This window comes from Castellaniella sp. UC4447_H14, from assembly GCF_052978285.1.
Genome location: NZ_CM129666.1, coordinates 1090843 through 1112994 on the forward strand (window position 1 = coordinate 1090843; position 22152 = coordinate 1112994).

Annotated in this window: 23 protein-coding genes; 2 read left to right on the forward strand and 21 right to left on the reverse strand. The window is 63.3% G+C overall.

Translation table 11 applies throughout. The features are described from left to right. Positions 1-24: 24 nt before the first annotated feature. The 13 genes from ACVCMJ_RS05325 to ACVCMJ_RS05385 all read right to left on the reverse strand — a co-directional run bounded on the left by ACVCMJ_RS05325 (position 25) and on the right by ACVCMJ_RS05385 (position 12353). Positions 25-624, reverse strand: coding sequence for a hemerythrin domain-containing protein (locus tag ACVCMJ_RS05325; RefSeq protein ID WP_447080401.1), 600 nt, complete (start codon positions 622-624; stop codon positions 25-27). Positions 625-791: 167 nt separating this feature from the next. After that, positions 792-2681, reverse strand: a complete 1890-nt coding sequence (locus ACVCMJ_RS05330) for an FAD-dependent monooxygenase (RefSeq protein ID WP_447080402.1) — start codon at positions 2679-2681, stop codon at positions 792-794. 11 nt (positions 2682-2692) lie between these two features. After that, positions 2693-3412, reverse strand: a complete 720-nt coding sequence (locus ACVCMJ_RS05335; protein ID WP_447080403.1) for an ABC transporter ATP-binding protein — start codon at positions 3410-3412, stop codon at positions 2693-2695. Next, a complete protein-coding gene (locus tag ACVCMJ_RS05340; RefSeq protein WP_447080404.1) occupies positions 3405-4154 on the reverse strand; it encodes an ABC transporter ATP-binding protein in 750 nt (249 codons plus the stop codon). The genes ACVCMJ_RS05335 and ACVCMJ_RS05340 overlap by 8 nt, the downstream gene beginning before the upstream one ends. Further along, the gene (locus ACVCMJ_RS05345) at positions 4151-5197 is read right to left on the reverse strand and encodes a branched-chain amino acid ABC transporter permease (RefSeq protein WP_447080405.1); all 1047 of its coding nucleotides are present in this window, start codon (positions 5195-5197) and stop codon (positions 4151-4153) included. Before ACVCMJ_RS05345 ends, ACVCMJ_RS05340 begins: the two co-directional genes overlap by 4 nt. A gap of 9 nt (positions 5198-5206) precedes the next feature. Further along, entirely contained in the window at positions 5207-6061 is an 855-nt protein-coding gene (locus ACVCMJ_RS05350) for a branched-chain amino acid ABC transporter permease (protein ID WP_447080406.1), read from the reverse strand. Between the two features lie 64 nt (positions 6062-6125). Then, complete coding sequence (locus tag ACVCMJ_RS05355; RefSeq protein ID WP_447080407.1) at positions 6126-7301, reverse strand: ABC transporter substrate-binding protein; 1176 nt, start codon at positions 7299-7301, stop codon at positions 6126-6128. Positions 7302-7463: 162 nt separating this feature from the next. Next, the gene (locus ACVCMJ_RS05360) at positions 7464-8423 is read right to left on the reverse strand and encodes a Gfo/Idh/MocA family oxidoreductase (protein ID WP_447082680.1); all 960 of its coding nucleotides are present in this window, start codon (positions 8421-8423) and stop codon (positions 7464-7466) included. Then, the gene (locus ACVCMJ_RS05365) at positions 8423-9289 is read right to left on the reverse strand and encodes a class III extradiol dioxygenase subunit beta (protein ID WP_447080408.1); all 867 of its coding nucleotides are present in this window, start codon (positions 9287-9289) and stop codon (positions 8423-8425) included. Before ACVCMJ_RS05365 ends, ACVCMJ_RS05360 begins: the two co-directional genes overlap by 1 nt. After that, positions 9286-9678 carry a protocatechuate 4,5-dioxygenase subunit alpha gene (gene ligA / locus ACVCMJ_RS05370; protein ID WP_447080409.1) on the reverse strand — a complete coding sequence of 131 codons (393 nt, stop codon included), beginning with the start codon at positions 9676-9678 and terminating at the stop codon, positions 9286-9288. Before ligA ends, ACVCMJ_RS05365 begins: the two co-directional genes overlap by 4 nt. Positions 9679-9681: 3 nt before the next feature. Next, positions 9682-10599 (reverse strand): amidohydrolase family protein, encoded by a 918-nt coding sequence (locus tag ACVCMJ_RS05375; RefSeq protein ID WP_447080410.1) that lies wholly within the window; start codon positions 10597-10599, stop codon positions 9682-9684. Between the two features lie 11 nt (positions 10600-10610). Then, entirely contained in the window at positions 10611-11306 is a 696-nt protein-coding gene (gene ligK / locus ACVCMJ_RS05380; RefSeq protein WP_447080411.1) for a 4-carboxy-4-hydroxy-2-oxoadipate aldolase/oxaloacetate decarboxylase, read from the reverse strand. Positions 11307-11324: 18 nt separating this feature from the next. Continuing rightward, positions 11325-12353, reverse strand: a complete 1029-nt coding sequence (locus ACVCMJ_RS05385) for an amidohydrolase family protein (protein ID WP_447082681.1) — start codon at positions 12351-12353, stop codon at positions 11325-11327. A gap of 228 nt (positions 12354-12581) precedes the next feature. On the opposite strand from ACVCMJ_RS05385, the gene ACVCMJ_RS05390 reads away from it, so the two are divergent. Together ACVCMJ_RS05390 and ACVCMJ_RS05395 are read left to right on the forward strand one after the other, a co-directional pair. Continuing rightward, positions 12582-13490, forward strand: coding sequence for a LysR family transcriptional regulator (locus ACVCMJ_RS05390; protein ID WP_447080412.1), 909 nt, complete (start codon positions 12582-12584; stop codon positions 13488-13490). Between the two features lie 146 nt (positions 13491-13636). Continuing rightward, complete coding sequence (locus ACVCMJ_RS05395) at positions 13637-15022, forward strand: sigma-54 interaction domain-containing protein (RefSeq protein WP_447080413.1); 1386 nt, start codon at positions 13637-13639, stop codon at positions 15020-15022. 49 nt (positions 15023-15071) lie between these two features. Here ACVCMJ_RS05395 and ACVCMJ_RS05400 read toward each other — a convergent pair whose 3' ends face one another. The 8 genes from ACVCMJ_RS05400 to ACVCMJ_RS05435 all read right to left on the reverse strand — a co-directional run bounded on the left by ACVCMJ_RS05400 (position 15072) and on the right by ACVCMJ_RS05435 (position 22140). Next, positions 15072-15887 carry an alpha/beta fold hydrolase gene (locus ACVCMJ_RS05400; RefSeq protein WP_447080414.1) on the reverse strand — a complete coding sequence of 272 codons (816 nt, stop codon included), beginning with the start codon at positions 15885-15887 and terminating at the stop codon, positions 15072-15074. A 36-nt stretch (positions 15888-15923) separates the two neighbouring features. After that, positions 15924-16256, reverse strand: a complete 333-nt coding sequence (locus ACVCMJ_RS05405; RefSeq protein WP_447080415.1) for a cupin domain-containing protein — start codon at positions 16254-16256, stop codon at positions 15924-15926. Positions 16257-16285: 29 nt separating this feature from the next. Then, positions 16286-17005: an ABC transporter ATP-binding protein gene (locus ACVCMJ_RS05410; protein WP_447080416.1), complete on the reverse strand. Its 720-nt coding sequence runs from the start codon at positions 17003-17005 to the stop codon at positions 16286-16288. Beyond that, positions 16986-17768, reverse strand: a complete 783-nt coding sequence (locus tag ACVCMJ_RS05415) for an ABC transporter ATP-binding protein (RefSeq protein ID WP_447080417.1) — start codon at positions 17766-17768, stop codon at positions 16986-16988. The genes ACVCMJ_RS05410 and ACVCMJ_RS05415 overlap by 20 nt, the downstream gene beginning before the upstream one ends. Positions 17769-17831: 63 nt before the next feature. Then, positions 17832-18812 (reverse strand): branched-chain amino acid ABC transporter permease, encoded by a 981-nt coding sequence (locus tag ACVCMJ_RS05420; RefSeq protein ID WP_447080418.1) that lies wholly within the window; start codon positions 18810-18812, stop codon positions 17832-17834. Then, complete coding sequence (locus ACVCMJ_RS05425; protein ID WP_447080419.1) at positions 18809-19675, reverse strand: branched-chain amino acid ABC transporter permease; 867 nt, start codon at positions 19673-19675, stop codon at positions 18809-18811. Before ACVCMJ_RS05425 ends, ACVCMJ_RS05420 begins: the two co-directional genes overlap by 4 nt. A gap of 137 nt (positions 19676-19812) precedes the next feature. Then, positions 19813-20982 (reverse strand): ABC transporter substrate-binding protein, encoded by a 1170-nt coding sequence (locus ACVCMJ_RS05430; protein WP_447080420.1) that lies wholly within the window; start codon positions 20980-20982, stop codon positions 19813-19815. 267 nt (positions 20983-21249) lie between these two features. Beyond that, positions 21250-22140, reverse strand: coding sequence for an MBL fold metallo-hydrolase (locus ACVCMJ_RS05435; RefSeq protein ID WP_447080421.1), 891 nt, complete (start codon positions 22138-22140; stop codon positions 21250-21252). Positions 22141-22152 lie beyond the last annotated feature (12 nt).

Sequence of the window (22152 nt, forward strand, 5' to 3'; positions counted from 1 at the left end):
CGTACGACGGGCTCCGGGATTGCCCTAGCTTTGCGGATCGCCCAATCCGATGGGCGCCGGCATCAGCATCGCAATCTGGCGGAAGAGTTTCACGAAGCGGTCGTCAAGGCCGGACCACGGGTCGCTATTGCGCGAAAAATCGGCGTTGATCTCGTCCCACTCGTCCGCCGTCAGGAGCCGCCGCGCTGCGGGGAATACATGGCGCTCTTCCATGCTCATGTGACGGAACTCGTGGCCGACGTAGGCCAGTGCCGCATCGCGGAACGCGCCAAACCCGTCCGCGCCCGCCTGCAGGTAATGCACCAGCGCGCGATCCAGCGCACTGGTCGCCGGAACGGATTGCCGGTGTTCCGCTTCGAGCGCGGCCAGGCAGGCATCCAGATCGTGGGTCTTGGACCGCAGCAGGACAAAGATGCGGTCTTCCTTGGGGTGATGCAGCTTGTCGGGCATCTCGGCGATGTAGTCGACCATGCTGGCCAGCAGCGTGTGATCGGGTTTCATCCGCCCTGCATCGATGTCGCGAACCACATGGGCCAGGGCATCCAGAACAGCGGCCATGGCACGGTGTTCGTCCCGGATGACGTTGAGCGCCGAAGGCGCATGGAAAGGTTCAGAGCGAGACATGGAGCCTCCTGGAGATTTCCGCCCAAGCGTGGACGAGACGACTGTAGCCTGAATCCCCCGATCGCAGCCTTAATACCCACTCGGACAACAGGCCGGCCCTGCGGCTTCGTGTCCGATCGCGCGGGCGGGCCGCACTCGACTGGCACCGCCCTGCCCGCACGCCGGATTCACCGCTGCGGCAGTGTGATTTCCCGGAAAAACCGCCCCAGCGCCTCGGTCGCCATCAAAGGCAGCACATGGGCCACATACATGTCGGGCCGCACCACCACGATGGCACCCGACCGATCCACGCCGCGCCGTTCGAAGATATCGTCGCCGGGCGTGGCCGCATAGACCCCCGAGTAGTCGATCAGGTCGAACCGCCCCACGCGCGGCATGAACGCGGCCGGAACCTGGCCGGGATCCACGTCGATGTGGGCCTGCTGATAGATGATCTTGAGGTCGAACCAGGCATTGGCATCCAGGTCCGAAGGCGTCGCGCGACGCAGGGGCGACTCCGGCGACTGCGCCAGCCAGTCTCCCAATGCACGGATGGCTGCGGACGTCCCCGCCGGCGCCGCGTCGGCAAACACATAGATTCGCCAGCGGCCATCGGCCCGGTGCTCATGGCCGATTTCAAGGATATCGGCGTCCGCCACGCGGGTGGCTGGCGCCGAGCGAAAACGCTTGCCGATGGGAAACCCGGTCGCCAGATGCTGAAAATCAGCCGTGCCGGTGATCGGGGACGGCGCGTACTGCGTCATGAACCCCTGGGCAAACTCGGTGATCCGCAGGTAGGCGTTTTCCAGGTCCGTGGGGTTGTCGAAGTCTTCGGGGCGCTTGGCCAGGGTACTGGCCCAGCGCTTGTCGAACTCGATGATGTCCTGGCCGATCACCCGGCGCTCGGCCGAATACGTGGCGAGCAGGCTGGCCGGGCTGCGACCCTGCAGCACGTGTCCCAGCTTCCACCCCAGGTTGAAGCCGTCCTGCAGGGACACATTCATGCCCTGCCCCGCCTTGGCGCTGTGCGTATGGCTGGCATCGCCGGCAATGAACACGCGCGGCAGGCGCCGGCCGATCTGGTCCGCCGGCACGTCGTCGAAGCGATCGCACACGCGGTGGCCCACCTGATAGACGCTGTACCAGGCGACGTCGCGCACATCCAGCGTATAGGGATGGAAGATTTGCCGCGCCCGCGCGATGGTCTGCTCGACCGTGGTCTGGCGGATGGTCCGGTCGCCGGGCGGCACGTCGCCCAGATCCACGTACAGGCGGAACATGTGGCCGCCTTCCCGCGGGATGAGCAGGATGCTGCCATGGGATTCGGACTGTATGGCGCATTTGACGCGGATGTCCGGGAAATCGGACACCGCCAGGACGTCCATCACCCCCCAGGCATGGTGGGAAGAATCCCCCTCCGCCTTGCAGCCTATCGCTTCGCGCACCCGGCTGTGGGCACCATCGGCGCCAACCACATATCGGGCCCGCACGGTGCGCGTCTCGCCCTTGTGCGGCCCTTCGGTGTGGACGAGCGTGACCGCCACGGGATGATCCGGATCGTCCGTGATTTCCAGCCCCTGGAATTCCACGCCATAGTCCGGGCGCATCCGGGTAGGCGCGTACGCCATGAATTCCGCAAAATAATCCAGCACCCGCGCCTGGTTGACGGTGATGTGCGGGTATTCGCTGACGCCATTGGGATCTTCGAGCACACGCGAGGTGCGCACGACGCGCGACGGATCGGCCGGGTCCGGCTTCCAGAAAGCCGTCTCGGTGATCTTGCAGCCTTCCGCCACGATCCGTTCGGCGAAGCCGAAGGCGTCGAAGGTCTCGACGCTGCGCGGCTGAATGCCATCCGCCTGGCCGATTTCCAGACGTCCGCCACGGCGTTCCACAATGCGAGTCGTGACGTCCGCGAACTGCGACAGCTGCGCCGCCGTGATCATGCCGGCGGGGCCGGTTCCCACGATGAGGACATCCACTCGATCAGGGATGTCATGGGGCCTGTTCACCCCCACACCCGCAGCCGCCTGCAGGCGCGGGTCCCCCGACACGTAGCCATCATGATGAAACTGCATCGAAAGGCCTCCTAATGTGTAGGCTCGGCGGCCGCAGCCCCCAGCCAGCGGTCCAGCGCCGCGTCGTCGTCGAGCAGGGCCGCGCTCGGCCCCGAATACACCACGCGGCCGCGTTCCAGCACCAGCGCCTGGCGTGTGATGGGCAGGATCTGGCGGGCGTGCTGCTCGACCAGAATCACGGCCATGCGGCCGTCGGATACCATTCGGTCGATGATATGCAGCAGTTCCTGGGCAATGAGCGGCGCCAAGCCTTCGAGGGGCTCATCCAGCAACAGGACCTTGGGGTTGAGCATCAGCGCCCGCCCCATGGCGAGCATCTGCTGCTCGCCGCCCGACAACTGGCTGCCCAGGTTGGCGCGGCGCTCTTCCAGGCGCGGAAACATGGCATAGGTACGTTCCAGCGTCCAGTCGCCGGGCCGTGCCACCACCGTCAGGTTTTCCTCGACCGTGAGCGACCGGAAGACATCACGTTCCTGGGGAACCCACCCCAGACCCGCCTGAGCCCGCAGATGGCTGGGCACGTGCGCTATGTCATTGCCGCAGTACAGGATCTTGCCGCGCCGCAGGCGCGTGGCGCCCATGAGGGTTGCCAGGAGCGTGGTCTTGCCCATGCCGTTGCGCCCGAGCAGCGCCAGGCTGTCGCCCGAATTCAGCGTCAGCGACACGTCTTCAAGCACCACCGCGTCGCCGTACCCAGCCCAGACGTTTTCCAGGTGCAGCAGCTCAGACATGGGACTCTCCGAGGTAGACTTCCTTCACGCGTGGATGGTGCGCAATGACGTCGGGGGTGTCCTCGACCAGCAAGGCCCCCGAAACCAGCACCGAGATGCGGTCGGCAAAGCGGAACACCAGGTTCATGTCGTGTTCGATCAGCAAAATGGTGACGTCGCGCGGGAGCTGCGCGATGGTCTCGAAAAGCTCTTGGCTTTCGCCCGTCGGAACGCCGGCCGCAGGCTCGTCCAGCAGCAGCACTTTGGGTTCCAGGGCCAGCGCCAGCGCGATCTCGATCAGGCGCTGGCGGCCGTAGGCCAGATTTCGTGTGGTTTCCAGCGCGTCGGGCAACAGCTTCAGCCGCTCCAGGATGGCGGCGGCCTCGTCCACAACCTCGCCGCGGCGCGCCAGCGGGCGCCACCACTGCGTACCGAGCCCCTGGCGTTCGCTCACGGCCAGCGCCACGGATTCCAGCACCGTCATGTCCTTGAAGAGCTGGTTGATCTGGAACGTGCGCACCAATCCCCGGCGGCAGCGATCGTGCTGCGGCATGCGAGTCACATCCTGATCCATCAGGATCACGCTGCCCGCTGTGGGCTCCAGATAGCCGGTCAGCAGGTTGATGAGGGTGGTCTTGCCGGCGCCATTGGGCCCGATGAGCGCGTGGCGGGCGCCCGCCGCGACCGAGAGATTCACGCGGTCGGTGACCACGAAGGCCCCGAACGTGCGCACCAGGTCGCGCGTCTGCAGCACCGCGCTCATGAGGCTTCTCCCGTGCGCGAATGCGCGCGGGCGCGGCGGCGCGAGTCCATCCACTGTCGGGCCGTGCCGAGGATCCCGCCGCGCGCGAACAACACGATGAGCACCAGAATCAGCCCTAGCCAGAACTGCCAGTACTGGGGGTTCATGTCCGAGAGAAAGTAGTTGATGACCACGAAGACCACGGCGCCAATGATGCCGCCGTACAGATGCCCCGCCCCGCCCAGGATCAGGATGAGCAGCAGATCCGCCGAGCGCTGAAAGCTCAACACGTCCAGCGAGACGAACTGGTTGGTCTGCGCGAGAAGCGCGCCGGCCACGCCGGCGTAGGCCGCGCCTATCGTGTAGATCTTCACGAGGCGGCGGTTCACCGGCACCCCCAGCGCGGGCATGCGCAGCGCGTTCATGTGAATGCCCCGCAGGCTCTGGCCAAAAGGGGAATGCACCAGCCTGCGGGCAAACCAGAACAGCACGAAGAGCACCACGACCGAGTAGACGAATCCGACGCGCCCGAACATGTCGAAGTCGAACAGCCCGAGAATCGGCTTCACCTCGATGCCCGGCATGCCGTCCACCCCGCCCGTGATGCTCGTGAACTTGTTGGCCAGCTCATAGAGCATGAGGGCCACGCCCAGGGTCACCATCAGACGCGACAGATCGTTGCCGCGCAACAGCAGAAAGCTGCTCAGGAATCCGAGCAGCGCGGCGAACACGGCCGCCAGCACCAGCCCGAGTATCGGGTCACCCAGACCGTTGGTGCCGAGGAACCCCACCGTGTACGCCCCCACGCCGAAGAAGGCCGCGTGTCCCAATGAAATCAGGCCGGCGTAACCGAAAATCAGATCCAGCGAGAGTGCGAACAGCCCGGTGATGGCGATCTGACTGAGCAGCAGATAATTCCCCGGAAACAGGAAGTACGCCGCGACAGGCAGGAGCCAGAACAGATATTCCAGCGGCTTCCAATGGGCCGACCGACGATAGCGGGCCAGTGGATCGGCACCGCCGGAAGGATCCGGGGAAGCCTTGTTCAGAGAGAGTGTCGACATGTCGAACGCTTAATTGTGAGAGCGGCCAAACAGGCCATGGGGGCGGAAAATCAGGGCCGCGACCATCACCGCATAGATGATGAAAGCGCCGATCTGCGGAATGTAGTATTTGCCGGCCACGTCGGCCACGCCCAGCAGGATCGCGGCGTAGAGCGACCCCAGAATATTGCCGCTGCCGCCGACTGTCACGACAATCAGGAAGTACACCAGATACTTCACGGGGAACTCGGGATCCAGCCCCAGCATCTCCACCCCCATGGCCCCGCCCAGGCCGGCCAGCGCCGAGCCCAGTGCAAAAGTCAGGCTGAACACCCGGTTGACGTCGATCCCCAGTCCGCGCGCAACCCTCTGGTTGTCCACCGACGCGCGCAGCTTGGCGCCAAACGGCGTCTTGATGACGGACCACTGCAGGCCGAACGCGACGACGAGCCCCACCACAATGAGAAACAGCCTGTAGACGCCCACGTCCATCCCGGGCAAGTGAATCTGGCCCTGGAGGAAATCGGGGAGATGCAGCGGCTGTTGCTGGGCGCCGAAGAAATAGTGAGCCGTGGCCACCGCCATGAATACCAGGCCGATTGAAAACAGCACCTGATCCAGCTCAGAGGCCGCGTAGAGGCGCCGGTACAGCGTCTTTTCGAGCACGATGCCCGCCAGCGCCGGTACCAGAATCGCCACCGGCAGCGTCGCCAGAAACGGGACGCCGTAGCGGTTGAGCAGCACCACGCACGCATAGCCGCCGAGCATCGCAAAAGCGCCGTGGGCCAGGTTGATGAAGTTCATCAGCCCCAGGGTGACCGACAGGCCGACGCTGATCAGGAACAACAGCATGCCAAAGGCCACGCCATCGAAAAATATCGTCATGATTCATCCAGAAGAAGATGGCAGACCGCGCGGCTCCGGCACGGTCTGCCCGTCGGGGCTGGTGTCAGCTCTGCTTGCCGGGATCCTTGACCGCCTTGAAGGTGGCGAATTCGACGTTCTGCAGCTCGCCGTTCACGCGCTCCGCCTTGCGGATGTAGACATTCTGGATGATGTCGCGCGTCTGCGGGTCGATTTCCACGGGTCCGCGCGGGCTGACCCACTTCATGCCCTTGACCGCCTTCATGAACGCATCGACGCTCGCATCACCCTTGGTCTCCTCGAGGGCATGATAGATCATGTGCATGCCGTCGTAGCCGGCCACCGCCATGAAGTTCGGGCGATCTTTCGGGTAGGCCTTGAGATAGGCCGCGACGAACGCCTTGTTCTCGGGCGAGTCATGCGCCTGAGAATAGTGGAACGACGTGATCATGCCCAACGCCGCATCCCCCGAGGCATCGATGAGGTCTTCGTCCGTCAGGTCACCCGTTGCGAGTTCCTTGATGCCATCCTTGTCCAGGCCCCGTTCCTTGAACCCCTTGGCCAGCGCCACCACAGCTTCGCCATTGGGCACGAACAGGAACGCGGCATCCGGCTTGGAATCCTTCACACGCTGCAAAAATGGCGAATAGTCGGCGGTGTTCACCGGGGTGCGGACCTCGCCGACAATCTTGCCGCCCAGCCCCGTGAAGGTCTTCTGGAACTGCTTCTCGGCATCGTGCCCGGGGCCGTAGTCCGCGACCAGGGTGTAGACCGAGCGCACGCCATTCTTGTAGGCCCACTCGGCCATGGGTGCCGTGTTCTGCGGCAGCGTCATTGACACGCGCACGATATTGGGCGATTTCTCGGTAATGGACGAGGTCGCCGCGTTGAGCACCACCATGGGGATCTTGGCTTCCGTCGCCAGCGGCGCAACCGAGAAGGCATTGGGCGTCAGCGTGAAACCGGCCAGGATGTCAACCTTGTCCTTGATGATGAGTTCCTGGGCCTGGCGCTTGGCCACAGAGGGCGAAATGCCCGTGTCATCCTTGACGATGATTTTCACCTTGCGGCCGGCGACCGTGTCACCATGCTCTGCCATATACAGATCGATGCCATGCTGGATCTGCTTGCCATGTGCGGCAAACGGGCCGGACATCGGCATGACGACGCCGATCCTGAGGTCCTTGGCATGGACGGGGCTGAAGGCGACGGCTGTGCCCAAAGCCAGGGCAAGCGCGCCCAGGGTCTTGGTGAGTTTCATGGTCTTGCTCCTGATGGATGACGAATATTGACTACTTATGAATGCAACGATGAAAGACGCCGCGGTGAAAAACACAGCAGCACAGACGTAAGGATAGAAAATGTAACAATAAAAACGCGGCACGGCCCCGCGAGCCGCATAGGGCGGCCGCCCCGGAGGGTGTCAGCCCAACAGCTGTCGCTCCAATTGATCCAGCACCCGGTAACACGGCAATACCTGCGCGACGCTGGAATTGGGTTCACGCCCTTCGCGGATGGCGGCGAAGAACTCACGGTCCTGCAATTCGATGCCGTTCATGGAAACCGCGACCTTGCTCACATCGATTGCCTCGTCGCGTCCCGTCACCAGATCGTCGTAACGCGCCAGATAGGTGGCGGTATCTCCGATGTAGCGGAAAAACGTGCCAAATGGGCCGTCGTTGTTGAAGCTGAGCGACAGCGTGCAGATGGCACCGTTCTCGGCCTGGAGCTGGATCGACATGTCCATGGCAATGCCGAGCTGCGGGTGAATGGGCCCCTGCAGCGCGTGCGCCTTCACGATCGGACTGCCGCACTGGTAGGCAAACAGGTCCACCGTATGAGCCGCGTGGTGCCACAGCAGGTGGTCCGTCCAGCTGCGGGGTTCGCCCTTGGCATTCATGTTCTGGCGGCGAAAGAAGTAGGTCTGCACGTCCATCTGCTGGATGTGAAATTCGCCGCGGGCGATGCGCTGGTGCACATACTGGTGGCTGGGATTGAAGCGGCGGGTATGTCCGCACATGGCGACCTTTCCGCTGCGCTTGGCCAGATCGACCAGCGCCTCGGCCTGCGCCAGGTCGTCGGCCATGGGGATCTCGACCTGAACGTGCTTGCCTGCCTTCAGGCACTGCATGGCCTGCGCCGCGTGCATCTGAGTCGGCGTGCAGAGAATGACCGCATCGATCTCGGGGCGCTCCAGCGCCTCGGACAGCTCGGTCGTGACATGATCGATCCCGTACTGGCGGGCGACGGCGCGCGTCTTGTCCAGCGTACGGCCCACCAGCGAGACCACCTCGATGCCGGCAATGCGCTTGATGCCGTCCAGGTGCTTGGTGCCAAAGGCGCCCGCGCCGGCGAGCGCAACCTTCAAGATCTTTTCCGCCATCATTGTTCCTCCAGAATCAGGTGGCCGATCGCCGTGTTCGATCCCGGCACATGGTAGAAGCGGTTCACCACGCGCGCGGCCGGGCCGCCGGCCACGTCCGCCAGGGCGCCACGCGCAATCAGCCACATCACCAGCTCGATCCCCTCGGAGCCGGCTTCCCGCACATAGTTGATGTGCGGCACGGCCGCCTGGGCTGCGGGATCCGCGATGAGCTGGTCCATGAAGGCCGTGTCGAATTCGCGATTGATGAGGCCGGCGCGCGGCCCCTGGAGCTGGTGGCTCATGCCGCCGGTGCCCCAGATCTGGACGTTGAGCGGCTCGTCGTAGGACTCGATCGCGCGGCGGATGGCCTTGCCCAACTCGAAGCAGCGCTGCCCCGACGGAACGGGGTACTGCACGACGTTGACCGCAAAAGGAATCACCGGACACGGCCAGGCCTGGGGCTGGCCGCACATCAGCGTGAGCGGCACGGTCAGGCCATGATCCACGTCCATCTTGTTGACGATGGTGAGATCGAAGTCCTGCTGGATGACCGACTGGGCAATGTGTGCCGCCAGCTTGGGATGGCCGATGACGGTAGGCACCGGACGCGGCCCCCAGCCCTCGTCGGCGGGCTTGAACTGCTCGGCGCAGCCAATGGCAAAGGTAGGAATGAAGTCCAGGCTGAACGCCGTCGCGTGATCGTTGTATACCAGAAAAATCACGTCGGGTGTATGTTCCTTCATCCACTGCTTGGAGGGCTCGTAACCCTTGAACAAGGGCGCCCAGTAATCGGTGCCCGTCTTGCCCAGGTCCACGGCGGCGCCGATGGCCGGCACGTGCGACGTGAAGACGCCGGCCGAAATGTGTGCGTGAGTCTGGCTCATGAGTGATGCTCCCCGGTCTTGCGATTGCCGTCGACGGAGCGGCCACCGGCCAGCATCATCGCCGCGTAGTCTTCCTGGGACATGCCGGTCATGCTGGCCGCCATGTACTGGAAGGAACGGCCATCGGTCGCTCCCAGCTTGGCCAGGAAATAGATGTTGCCGCCCAGTTCCAGGCAGCGGTTCAGATCGCGCGCCAGCACGGCCTGTTTCTGGTCCTCGGTCATAGGCCATTCGTCCAGATAGGCCCGCTCGTCGGCACGGAAGCGGTCGCGGTTCTCGGCCTTCATGAGCGACATGCAGAACTGGTTCAGATGGTAGCCCTTGCGGGACTGATCCGTATCAAAAATGATCGTACCGGGAATATCGGTATAGGGCTTGTTCAAGGACATGGTTCAACTCCAGTACAAGCGGTTTGGATTGTCGACCAGGAGCTTGTGCTGCAGCTCGGCGGTCGGCGCAATTTGCGGGATGAAATCCACGAGCAGGCCATCGTCCGGCATGTGCGTCTTCAGATTCGGATGCGGCCAATCCGTGCCCCACAATACACGGTCGGGGAAGGTTTCGACCAAGCGGCGGGCGAACGGCACCACGTCGCGGTAGGCGTGCTGCTCGCCGTTCAGGGCGAACGGGCCCGTCTTGCTCAGCCGTTCCGGGCAAGTGACCTTGCTCCAGACATTGCCATGTTCGCGCATCAGTTGCACGAAAAGATCGAATTCGGGTCCATCGGAGGGTTTCGTGACATCGGGACGGCCCATGTGATCCACGACCACGGTGGTGGGCAGCGTCGCGAAGAAATCGTAGAGTTCGGGCAGGTCCTGCGCCTCGAAGTAGACCACGATGTGCCAGCCCAGCGGCGCAATGCGCCGGGCAATGCCCGCCAGGACATCGTGCGGCGTGAAGTCGGCCAGCCTCTTGACGAAATTGAAGCGCGTGCCGCGCACGCCCGCCTCGTGCAGGGCCTTCAGCTCGGCATCCGTGATGTCGGGCGACACCGAAGCCACGCCGCGCGCCCGGCCATGGGAGGCCTTCAGCGCGTCGACCAGCGCCCGATTGTCCGTCCCGTGGCAGGTGGCCTGCACGATGACGTTCTTCTCGAATCCCAGGTGATCGCGCAGCGCAAACAGGGTTTCCTTGGATGCGTCGCAGGGGGTGTACTTGCGCTGCGGCGAATAGGGAAACACGGCGCCCGGCCCGAATACATGGCAATGCGCATCCACGGCGCCAGCCGGCAGCCGGAAATGCGGGCGGCTGGGCCCATCGTAGAAATCCAGCCAGCCCGGCGTCTTGGTAAAGCCTTCGGCGGTCGTCATGCGAGCAGTCCTCAATCGATGTACTTCAGCCCGGCCTTCTCCAGGCCTTCGCGCATCTTGTAGTAGTCCAGCCCCAGCACGCCCGAGGCAAAGATTTCGCGCTTCTTGGTTTCGTTGTCCTCGCGGGCCTGGGCCTTGGCCGCGACCTCGGCCGCCACCGCCGCCGGCACCACGACCACGCCGTCGGAGTCGCCCACGACCACGTCGCCCGGATGCACGATGGCTCCGCCGCAGACCACCGGGACATTGACGGAGCCCAGGGTCGCCTTGATGGTGCCGCGCGCATGCACCACGTGGCTGAAGACCGGGAAGCCCATTTCCTCGAGCGTATCCACGTCGCGCACACCGCCGTCGATAATCAGGCCGCGCGCGCCGCGAGCTTTGTAGGAAGTCGCCAGCAGATCGCCGAAAAAGCCACCGGTGCTTTCGTCCGTGCAGCCCGCCACCACCACATCGCCCGGCTGGATCTGCTCGGCCGCGACGTGGAGCATCCAGTTGTCGCCGGGCTGCAGCAGGACCGTCACGGCTGTTCCGCAGACCTTTGCGCCATGCCAGACCGAACGCATGTAAGGCTGCATCAGCCCGTCGCGCCCCATGGCCTCATGAATGGTGGCCACGCTCAGGTGGGACAGCTTTTCGACGGCCGACGCATCGGCGCGCTGAATGGTGCGATGCACGACACCCAGTTGATTCAGCGGGGTACTCATTGGGTTCAACCTCCGGTTTCAAAGGCCACGGGCCTTCAGTGCGGCATCCAGCCGCGGGTAGACACGACGCGCGTTGCCTTCATAGATCTGGAAGCGGTCGGCCTCGCTCAAAGTCGTCGCCGCCTCGATGTAGCGCTTCGTGTCGTCGAAATAAAACCCGGTGTCGGGGTCCTTGTCGCGCACGGCGCCGATCATCTCGGATGCGAACAGGACGTTCTTCACGGGGATCACGCGCGTGAGCAGGTCGATGCCCGGCTGGTGATAGACGCACGTATCGAAGTAGATATTGTCCAGCAGATTGTCCTCGGGCAGGGGCCGCTTCATGCGTAGCGCGATCCCGCGGAAACGTCCCCAGTGATAAGGCACGGCGCCACCGCCATGCGGCACCACGAAGCGCAAGGTCGGGAAGTCCTTGAACAGGTCGGATGTCAGGCACTGCATGAAGGCCGTGGTGTCGGCGTTCAGGTAGTGCGCCCCGGTCGTGTGGAAGCACGGGTTGCAGCTCGTGGAGACGTGGATCATGGCCGGAATGTCGTATTCCACCATTTTCTCGTAAATCGGGTACCAGGAGCGGTCCGACAGCGGCGGCGCCGTCCAGTGCCCGCCGGACGGGTCGGGATTCAGGTTGATGGCCACCGCGCCGTATTCCGTGACCGCCTTTTCCAGTTCGGGAATACAGGTCGCGGGATCCACGCCCGGCGACTGCGGCAGCATCGCGGCCGTGGCGAAATGTTCCGGGAACAGAGTGGCCACGCGATGGCAGAGCTCGTTGCAGATCGCCGCCCAAGCGCTGGAAACCTTGAAGTCGCCGATGTGGTGCGCCATGAAGCTCGCACGCGGCGAAAAGATCGTCAGGTCGGCACCGCGCTCGCGCATGTAGCGAAGCTGGTTGATCTCTATCGTCTCCCGGATCTCATCGTCGCTGATGTGCAGATCGGCGGCCCTGGGCATCTGCGCGGGGTCCTTGATCCCGGCAATCTGCCTGTCGCGCCAATCCGCCAGCGCTTGCGGGGCGGTGGTGTAGTGTCCGTGGCAATCGATGATCAGTGGTTTTCTGTTCATGAAGGTTCCTGTTTGCGCGGGTCTGTTGCGGTTCGGCCTACTCGTTGGCTCCGGAAACGGACGGGAGCAGGCCCTCGGCCGGGCCCCCCTAACCGGGATGGACCCATTATGACCACGAGTTCATTTATAAATAAGGACATAGGCCCACTAGCTGCTATGCCGAACCGTTATAATAGCTGCGAATTCATGCCGAAAACTAGGGTAAACCCTTACATGGACCTGAAACAGCTCGAATACTTCCAGCGCGTGGCCGAATTGGGCAGCTTTACGCAAGCGGCCCAGGCGCTGAATATCGCCCAGCCGGCCCTCAGCCGGCAGGTCCGGCGGCTCGAGGTCGAACTACGCCAGAACCTGCTCAACCGCAACGGCCGCGGGGTGACCACCACCGACGCAGGCAAGCTGCTGCTGGAGCACTGCCGCGGCATCCTGCACCAGGTCGAACGCGCCAAGGAGGACCTGGGGCGGGTCCAGGGCGCATTGGCCGGACGCGTCGCGCTGGGCATCGCACCCAGCGCCTCGAAGATGCTGACGGTGCATCTGACGCGCCAATTCCGCAACCAGCTCCCCAACGCGACGCTGTCCATCAGCGAAGGCCTGTCGCTCATGATGCAGGAATGGCTGCTGGCAGGCAGGCTGGACATTGCGCTGCTCTATAACCCCACCGCCTCGGCCGACCTGGAACTGACGCCGCTGACCAGCGAACTGCTGTATCTGGTGGGGCCGCGCGGCCCGCATCCCTCGGATCAGCCCATGACGCTGCGGACGCTGGCCAACGTCCCTCTGGTCATCCCCAACCGGCCCCACACGGTGCGCATGCTGCTGGAGTCGGAAATGGCGCTGATCGGCTGTCGACCGAACATCCGCCTGGAAATCGACGGCGTGCCCGCCATACTGGACCTGGTGGCCGACGGCGCCGGGTATGCGGTCCTGACGCGGCATGCCGTGCTGACCTCATCGCAGCCGGAGCGCTACCACGTCCGGGCCATCGTGCAGCCCGAGCTTCCCAGCCGGCTGTACCTGGCCACCGCGCCGGGGCGTATCACCACGCTGACGCAAAAAGCCATGCTGAGCCTGATCCGCTCGACCGTCCGACAGGTATATCCCTCGAGCATGACGGTGTAGAGGCCGCCGGGGACTGCGCCGCAGCGCATTCACCGGTAGAATCGGAAAACGCGACCTCTCGCAGAAGAGGACCAGACGGTACGGGCGGCGTCAGACGCCCCGGTGAGCCGACGTGCCACCCACAGCCGAGAACGGAGACATGCCCCATGGGGACTCAAGAGGACGAGGAAGAGACCGGTTCAGTCGTGAACATGAACCTGATCCTGCTCGAAAAAATACTGGACGTCATCCCGCACTGCCTCATCGCCATCAACAAGAAGGGCCGTGTCACCTACATCAACAAGCAATACTGCTCGCTGCTCGGCCTGAAGAAAAGCGACATCTACGGGCGGTCCGTGAAAGAAGTCATCTCGCCCGACTCCCAGTTGCCGCACGTCGCCCGAGGCGCGCCGCCCACCCATAACAAGACCCTGAAGGTTCACGGGCATCAAATGATCGTCAACCAGGTTCCCATCCGGTATGGCGACGAGATCATCGGCGCGGTGGGGATCGCGCTTTTCACGGAAGCGGAACAGATATTGTCGCTGGCAAAAAGCCTGTTCTCCATCAACCTGGGCAGCAGCAACATGCCCTCGCACCACTGGATGGCGCGATACACGAGCGGCGACATCATAGGCGCGAGTCCGCCCATGGCGGAGCTGCGGGAGAAGATCGGCCGCGCCGCACAGACCTTGTCCACGGTCCTGGTGTCGGGAGAGTCGGGCACGGGAAAGGAACTGGTGGCTCACGCCATCCATGCGGCGTCGAGCCGTTCGGTACGCCCCTTCGTCCACGTAAACTGTTCGGCAATACCGCACTCGCTTCTGGAATCGGAGCTCTTCGGCTACGAAGGCGGAGCCTTCACGGGGGCACGTCCCAAGGGCCAACCGGGCAAGTTCGAACTGGCCAACGGCGGCACGATCTTCCTCGACGAGATCGGAGACATGCCCACGGAGATGCAGTCGGCGCTCCTCCGGGTGCTGCAGGAGCGTGAAGTCGTCCGCATCGGCGGTTCCCGGCCCATTCCCATCGACGTGCGCGTCATCTGCGCGACACACCGTGATCTGCACCATCGGGTGAGGGAAGGCCACTTTCGGCTCGACCTTTTTTACCGCCTGAACGTCTTCCAGATCATGGCGCCGGCGCTGCGCGAGCATCCCCAGGACATACCCTGCCTGGTGGACCGAATGCTGACCGAACTATCGCGGCGCAACAACATGCCGACGTTAGGCGCGGACCCGCGGGTCTTCGAGCAATTGAAGAGGCACGACTGGCCCGGGAATGTTCGCGAGCTGCACAACACGATCGAATATGCGGTGACGATGATCGACGGAGACCGGCTTGAATGCCGCCATCTGCCGCCTCTTTCGAAAGATTCGCCGGCCAGCGTGCCGCTGCACGGCTCGCTGCAAGACTCCATCGTATCGGCGGAGAAGGCGTCGCTGGTCGACGCGCTGGCGAACGCAAAGGGCAACAAGTCGCGCGCCGCCAGGCTGCTGAAGATCGATCGCACTTCGCTCTACAAGAAACTGCACAAGTACGACCTGGCGTAGGTTCTTCCGGCCTCTCCGCCGACGCCCGGGGCTGCGGCGCGAGACCGCACTACCTCTCGCCAGGGACGGCCGCGTGCGCGGCTCCGCGATCGAACCTCACGTCCTCAAGAAAGTCGAGCGCAATCTTGTTGAACACGAACGGTTTCTCCAGCATGGGGAAGTGCGCGGCCCGTGGGACGACATGCAGCTCGGAACGCGCAATGGCCACATGCAGGAACCGCGAATATTCCAGCGGCGTGATCTGGTCTTCCGATCCCACCACGATCAGGGTCGGGAAGTCGAACCGGCCCAGGCTGTCCCGAATATCAAAATCATCCAGAGCCCGGATGGCCGGCTCGGCGACATATTGCGGTGTCTTGACGACTTCCAGCTTGGCCCACTCCACGATGGCCGGGTCAGTGCTGCGCGCAAAACTGTGCGCGATCACTTCCTGGCTGGCTTCGGCCGCGCCTACCTCGCGGATGCGCGCGAGCACGTGGTCCGCCTGTACGTGCGTGCCGAGGCCATGAGCCGTGGTGCTGATCAGCCCCAGGGCCGCGACACGCTCCGGACAGTCATGGGCAAACTGCATGACGACAGCGCCGCCCATGGACAGGCCGAAAATGGCGGCCCGCTCGATGCCAAGGGAGTCCAGCACATTGCGCAGGTCGGTGGCGAACCCCGCAATATCGTAGGGAATGTCCCGCGGCTTGCCGGAATTGCCGTGCCCACGAAGGTCAAAACGGACCGTGCGATAGTACTTGGCCAGATCAGGGACCTGATGCCACCAGAAGTTCGACGTCGTGGTGTATCCATGCACCAGCACCACCGGATTGCCCTCGCCCTCCACGGACACCTCCAGTTCCACTTCGCTGGTCTTAATCATCTCGCTCTTCATGATCATCCCTATTCTCAAGGCTTCCTAGCCGACCTCGTGATAATCGACATCCCCGACGCCCTGGACGAGGATCCACTCCACATCGCCGTCCGTCACGTTGCTGACCTGATGGTGTATTCCGGGCGCAAGCTGATACAGGCATCCGGTGTCTATGTCGACGCAATCATCGGGGTTGCGGGACGTGACCCGGAGCGGGCCGCGCACCACGTAGAACGTGTCGGAAACATGGCTGTGGTAATGCCACGCAAGGACCTCCCCCACACCCAGAACCTCTCGCCACACGGTGACGGAAGGCCCGCAATACAGCCGATCCATGAGTTTGGTCGTCCCCTTGCTCGGGGGTAATTGTTGATTCATTGCCCTCTCCTGATGTAAGCCGCGCGGAGCTACCCGCCCAGGTATGCCGCTTTGACTCTGGGGTCTGCCAGCAAGGCCCGGCAGGACCCCTGCAAGACCGTCCTGCCCAGCTCGAGAACGTAGGCACGGTCGGCAATCCGCAGCGCACCGAACGCATCCTGCTCCACCAGCAACACGGTCAACCCCAATTCCTTGAGGCTCTTGATGATCGAAAACACGTCCGCCCGTATGATTGGAGCCAGACCCAGCGAGGGTTCGTCCAACAGCAACACTCTGGGCCTTGCCATCAAGGCGCGCCCGAGCGCCAGCATCTGCTGTTCTCCGCCCGACAGCGACCACGCCATCTGCCGGCGCCGTTCCCGCAGTTTCGGGAAAAGGTCGAAGATCCGGTCCCGCTCGCGCGCACGTGCGCGGCTCTGGCCGAGCCGGTACCAGCGGGAAGCTCCGACCATGAGGTTCTCCTCGACGGAAAGGCCCCCGAAAACCCGCCTCCCCTCCGGGACATGGACCACGCCTTTCGCCACGACCTCGTCAGGGCGGCAATGATCGATCCTTCGCCCCTCGAAGCAGATCTGTCCGGCCCCCGGCTTCAGGATCGCCGAAATGGTGTTCAGCGTCGTGGTCTTGCCCGCGCCATTCGCGCCGATGACGGTGACGGTCTCGCCTTCGTCGACGTCCATGGTCACATCGCGCACTGCGTCGACCGGTCCGTATTTGACGGCTATTCCTTCAATTTTCAGTAGTGCCACCTTCGTCGCCTCCCAGGTATGCCGCAATCACTTCACTGTTGGCACGGATCTCCTCTGGCGCCCCGTCCGCGATACGCCTGCCAAAGTTGACGACGGTAATGCGGTTCGCGAGTTGCATGATGAGATTCATGTTGTGTTCCACGATCAGCAAGGTCACGCCGCTTCGGTTGATGGTGAGGAACAGTTCGCTGAGAAAACCGGTTTCCTGGGGATTCATCCCGGCGGCCGGTTCGTCCAGCAACAGCAGGCTCGGCTGCGTGGCCAAGGCCCTCGCAAGCTCCAGCAGGCGTTGCTGCCCGTAGGACAGTGCACCGGCAAGGCGCGCCATCTGGTCGCCGAGGCCGACCAGCGCAAGGCACTCTTTCGCAACGGTTCGCGTCCGCGCCTCGTCACGAAAATGGCGGGGCGTCAGCAGCAGGGCATCCAGGAATCCGGAGGATGTCGTGGACTGGAAACCGACCATGACGTTCTCGAGGAGTGTCATGCCCTTCCAGACCCGTATCGTCTGAAATGTCCTCGCAATTCCTTGCCGCGAGATGTCCGCCGGGTCCCGGCCGCTAATGTCGTTGCCCCTGAACCGGATCGATCCGCTCCCGGCCCTGTATATGCCGGTGATGGTGTTGATGATGGTGGACTTTCCGGCGCCGTTCGGCCCGATCAGCGCGTGGATTTCGCCTTCTCCCACATCCAGGCTCAGATCGTCCACCGCCAGCAGTCCCCCGAAGCGCTTGCTCACATGCTGGAGGCTCAATAGGTCACTCATTCCCCTCTCCGAAGGTAGGTTTGGCTCCACACACCACCGCCGTTGCCCGGCTGGAAGGCCGCGTCAAATCGGCCGTCCCTTGCGCTGAAGCACCGGCCGTGCGGATCGCCGGATCCTGACCGTCTCCACGATGCCGATCAGCCCTTTGGGCAGGAAGACCATGAGCAAAATGATCCCGGCGCCGTACACGATCATGTAATACTGTCCGATCGAGCGCAGCCACTCCGGCATCATGTAGACGATGATGGTTCCGATGATCGAACCCGCGATCGAGCCGCAGCCTCCCAACAGCAGGCTCACCAGAACGATGATCGTCACTTCGAACGAGAACACGTCCGGACTGATGACGGATGTGAAAGAGGCGTACAGGCCGCCGGCCAGGCCGCCAAAGATGGCACTCAGCGTGAAAGCCATCTGCTTCATGCCGGCCACCCTGATGCCCATGGTCTGGGCCGCCACTTCGCTCTCGCGGATGGCCATCAGGGCGCGCCCCAGCTTCGACCGCTCCACACGGAACGACACGTAGATGCCGAGCGCCACGGCGCCCAGCACCAGATAATAGAATCCGATGCTGTCGGCAAGCGCGACACCGAAAAACCCGGGCCGCGGGATGGCAGCGATTCCCGTGGCCCCGTGTGTGACAGGGTCCCAGTTCGTCGCGATCTGCTGACACATTTCGGCGATCACGAATGTGGCAAACATGAAGTAGTGGCTCTTCAACTTCAGGACGGGCCTGCCGAGGATGATGGCCACCAGGGCGCATGCCGCCACTCCGACAGGCAGCGCAAGCCAGAACGACCAGTGATGATCCACCGTCAGGATCGCCGTGAAGTACGCACCGATGGCGAAGAAGCCGACCTGGGCCAGCGACAGCAGACCGGCGTAGCCCAGCATGAAGTTCAGGCCCATGGTGAGCAACGTGTAGATGCCCACCACCACGATGAGCCGGAGCTGGTAATCATTGGCGAGGAGGGGCGGCACAAGGATCGCCGCCAGCAGGGCGACCGCCCAGGTCCCCGGCCGGGTGACGTGGATCGCTTTCACAGCTTCTCCTGTGTGGGTTCGCCAAAGATTCCCTGAGGCCTCCAGAAGAGCACCAGAAGGAGGATGGCCATGGTGATGACATCCTTGTAGTCCGAGGAAATGAACGACGCGGACAGCGCGTCGAGCAATCCCACGAGCAACCCGCCGGCAATCGCGCCCGGCACGCTTCCGAAGCCGCCGATGACGATTCCGATCCAGGCTTTTACGATCAGCGGGAACCCCATGTGGGGCTCGGCCAGGAAGATGGGGGCGAGGAAGAACCCCGCCAGCCCGGAGATTGCGCTGCTGATGGCGAAGGTGGTGACGATCATCCGGCCGACCTTGATCCCCGAGAGCCTGGCGGCATATTTGTCATCGGCCGTCGCGCGCAGCTTCCAGCCCAGCGATGTCCTCGTGAACAGCCAGTACTGGGCCACCAGAAGGATGATCGTGAGTGCGATGATGGCGAGGTTCTGGGTCGAAAGATTGATCCCCGCAACCGTCAGGATGGGCACCGAAAAAAACGGATCGATCGAGATCGGATTGGGTCCCGCGATGGCCTGGATACCGTTCTGCAGGATGATCCCCGCTCCTATGGTCGTGATCAGGACCGGCACGATCGACCGGTCTTTCAGCGACGAATAGGTGATGAGCTCGAACAGATAGCCGATGGCCGCACAAGCGACGATCACCAGGAGGATGGTGAGCGGAACGCCAATGCGCAGGTGTTCAACGCCGAGCACGCCGATGTATGAGCCCAGCATCACGAGGTCCCCTTGGGCGAAGTTCACCACACCGACCGCGTCATAGATCAAAATGAATCCGGAGGCGATGAGCGCGTAAATGCAGCCCATGGTCAAACCGCTCAAAATTATCTGGTCCATTTCACCGACTCCCCATTGCGGGCATGAATGTGCGCTTGCGCGCGGCCCCATTCACGTGGAGCCGGGGTGCGGGCCGAGGCACTGCCGATCCCGGCGCCCGGACAATCCCCTTCCCCGGCTCACGCGATGCCGTTGCTTCAATACGGCGTAAAGTCCACTTCCGAGCGGAAGACCTCCTCCTGATGCTTGTCGGCCGTGATCTTGATGACGGAGGCGGCGTGGTTCATGTTGCCCTCCTTGTCGGCCCGATAGGTGCTGATCAAGCCTTTGTAGGACATCTCGTGCAGCCCCTTGTCGATGGCGGCGCTGTCCGGGCCGTAGAGTTCGATCGCCTTCAGCAGCATCTTCGTGGCGTCGTAATTGATTTCCGCCGCGTAGTCGGGTGTGATCTTCAACGCATCCTGGACCGCGGCCGCCCATTTCTTGACGGCCGGATCCTTGCTGGAGTTTGGATCGACGACGGCAGCCTCGGCATAAGTGCCGGCGATTTCATCCGGCTTGACGAGTTCAAGCGCCGAAGCGCCCACCGACGTCACGGCAACCGCAAAGGGAATGCCCAGCTGCAGCCGCTTCGCCTGCTTGAGAATCAACGCTGAGGCGGCCTCCTGGGTCTGCATGTAGATGACATCCGCGTGCTGGCTCTTGAACTTCAGCAATTGGGCGGTAAAGTCCTTGTCGGTCGGCTTGTGGGACTCCACGGCCACCGGCTCGATGCCCGCCGCCTTCAGCGAGGCGAGAAAGGCATCGCGCCCGCTGGAACCATAATCTTCCGATGAATAGAAGATCGCCGGGCGGGTCAGTTTGAGCTTCTCGGTGACGTACTTCGTCAGAATCGGCTTGGTGACGGCGTCGTTCGGATAATAGCGGAATATGTAGTGATTGCCCTGTTTGGTCAGCGCGTTGGTGGCGCTGATCGTCAGGCCTGGCACTTTTTCGCGAGCCAGAAGCGGAAGCTGAGGCAGAACGTGCGTCCCGCGTATCGAAAGCATCACGGCGACGGGATGCTTGCTCAGCACCTCCTCCAGGGCATTGACGGCCTTGGTGGGCGAGTTGCCGTTATCCGCGAAGATGATCTCGACCGGGCGGTTTCCCCCTTTGCCCGGCACACCGCCCGCCTGGTTGATCTCATTGACAGCCGTCAAAATCCCCGCCCGTTGCTCCTGACCCGCAATGGCCTGTTCCGTGGTCAGCGAAATCGCCGCGCCGATCACGATAGGCTCTTTATCCTGAGCCGCCTGCGCGCCCGTGGTCGCGATGACCAGAGCAGAGACGGCAAGACAAGCTGTGTGCTTGAAGTTGAGTTCCATGGTATTGATCTCCTCCTGGGTGTCGGCATCCGTTTGTGCCGGGGTGCGGGTTTGCTTTCCTTACCTTTAAGCAAAGGCCATGCCAACACTTTCGGGGGTGGCGCCACACCGGTCCTCCGCAGGAGGCTCCTCTGTGGCGGACGTCTTCCCGCCCGCGCCCCGAGCGCCCTTCGCGGTACGCCGGGAGGCTCATGTGTAGACGTTCAACAACATGTGATGGAATTCACATACACAGCGGAGCGCCAAGTTCAGCGCCGCGCGACCGCGCTACGTGCGCCGAAGATTGGGCGAGGACGAAGGCCGCTGCAGCACATTCACCGGTATCCTGAGGTAGGACACGCCGTTGTCTTCGGCCGGGGGGAGTACACCCGCGCGGATGTTGATCTGCACGGCCGGAAGGATGAGGTCGGGCGGCGGCAGGGATGCATCGCGCGCCTGCCGCAAAGCGACGAACTGCGCCTCCGACACGCCATCGTGAGCGTGGATATTGGCCGCGCGCTGCGCGCCGACCGAGCTTTCCCACGAGGGTTCGCGCCCATTGGGAGGATAGTCGTGGCAGTGCATCAGGCGTGTGGACTCAGGCAACCTCAGGAGCCGTTGGATCGACTGATAAAGGGTCCGAGCGCTGCCGCCCGGAAAATCGGCGCGAGCCGTGCCGACGTCCGGCATGAAAAGGGTGTCGCCGGTGAAAACGAGGCTGTCGACCTGGTAGGCCATATCCGCCGGCGTATGGCCGGGGACGCGAAGTGCCGTGATGGTCGAAGCACCCACCCGGAACGTCTCGCCATCGTCGAACAGATGATCAAACGGCGTGCCATCTGTCGGAAAGTCGGACCCCAGGTTGTAGAACTGCTTGAAGATCCTTTGCACCTCGCGAATCTGCGCACCCATCGCGAGGCGCCCCCCGAGAATGGTCTTCAGATAGCTGGCGGCCGAGAGGTGATCGGCGTGCGCGTGTGTCTCGAGGATCCAGCATACGGTCAGGCCGCGGGCGCGGACGTAATCGACGATCCGGTCAGCCGACTGCGTGGAAGTCCAGGCCCCGGCCTTGTCGAAATCCAGGACCGAGTCGATCACGGCTGCCTCGCCGCTGTCGGACAGCACATAGCTGACGGTCCCCGAGACGGGATCAAAGAAGGAATGGATATTGGCAGTCACGATACGCCCCCT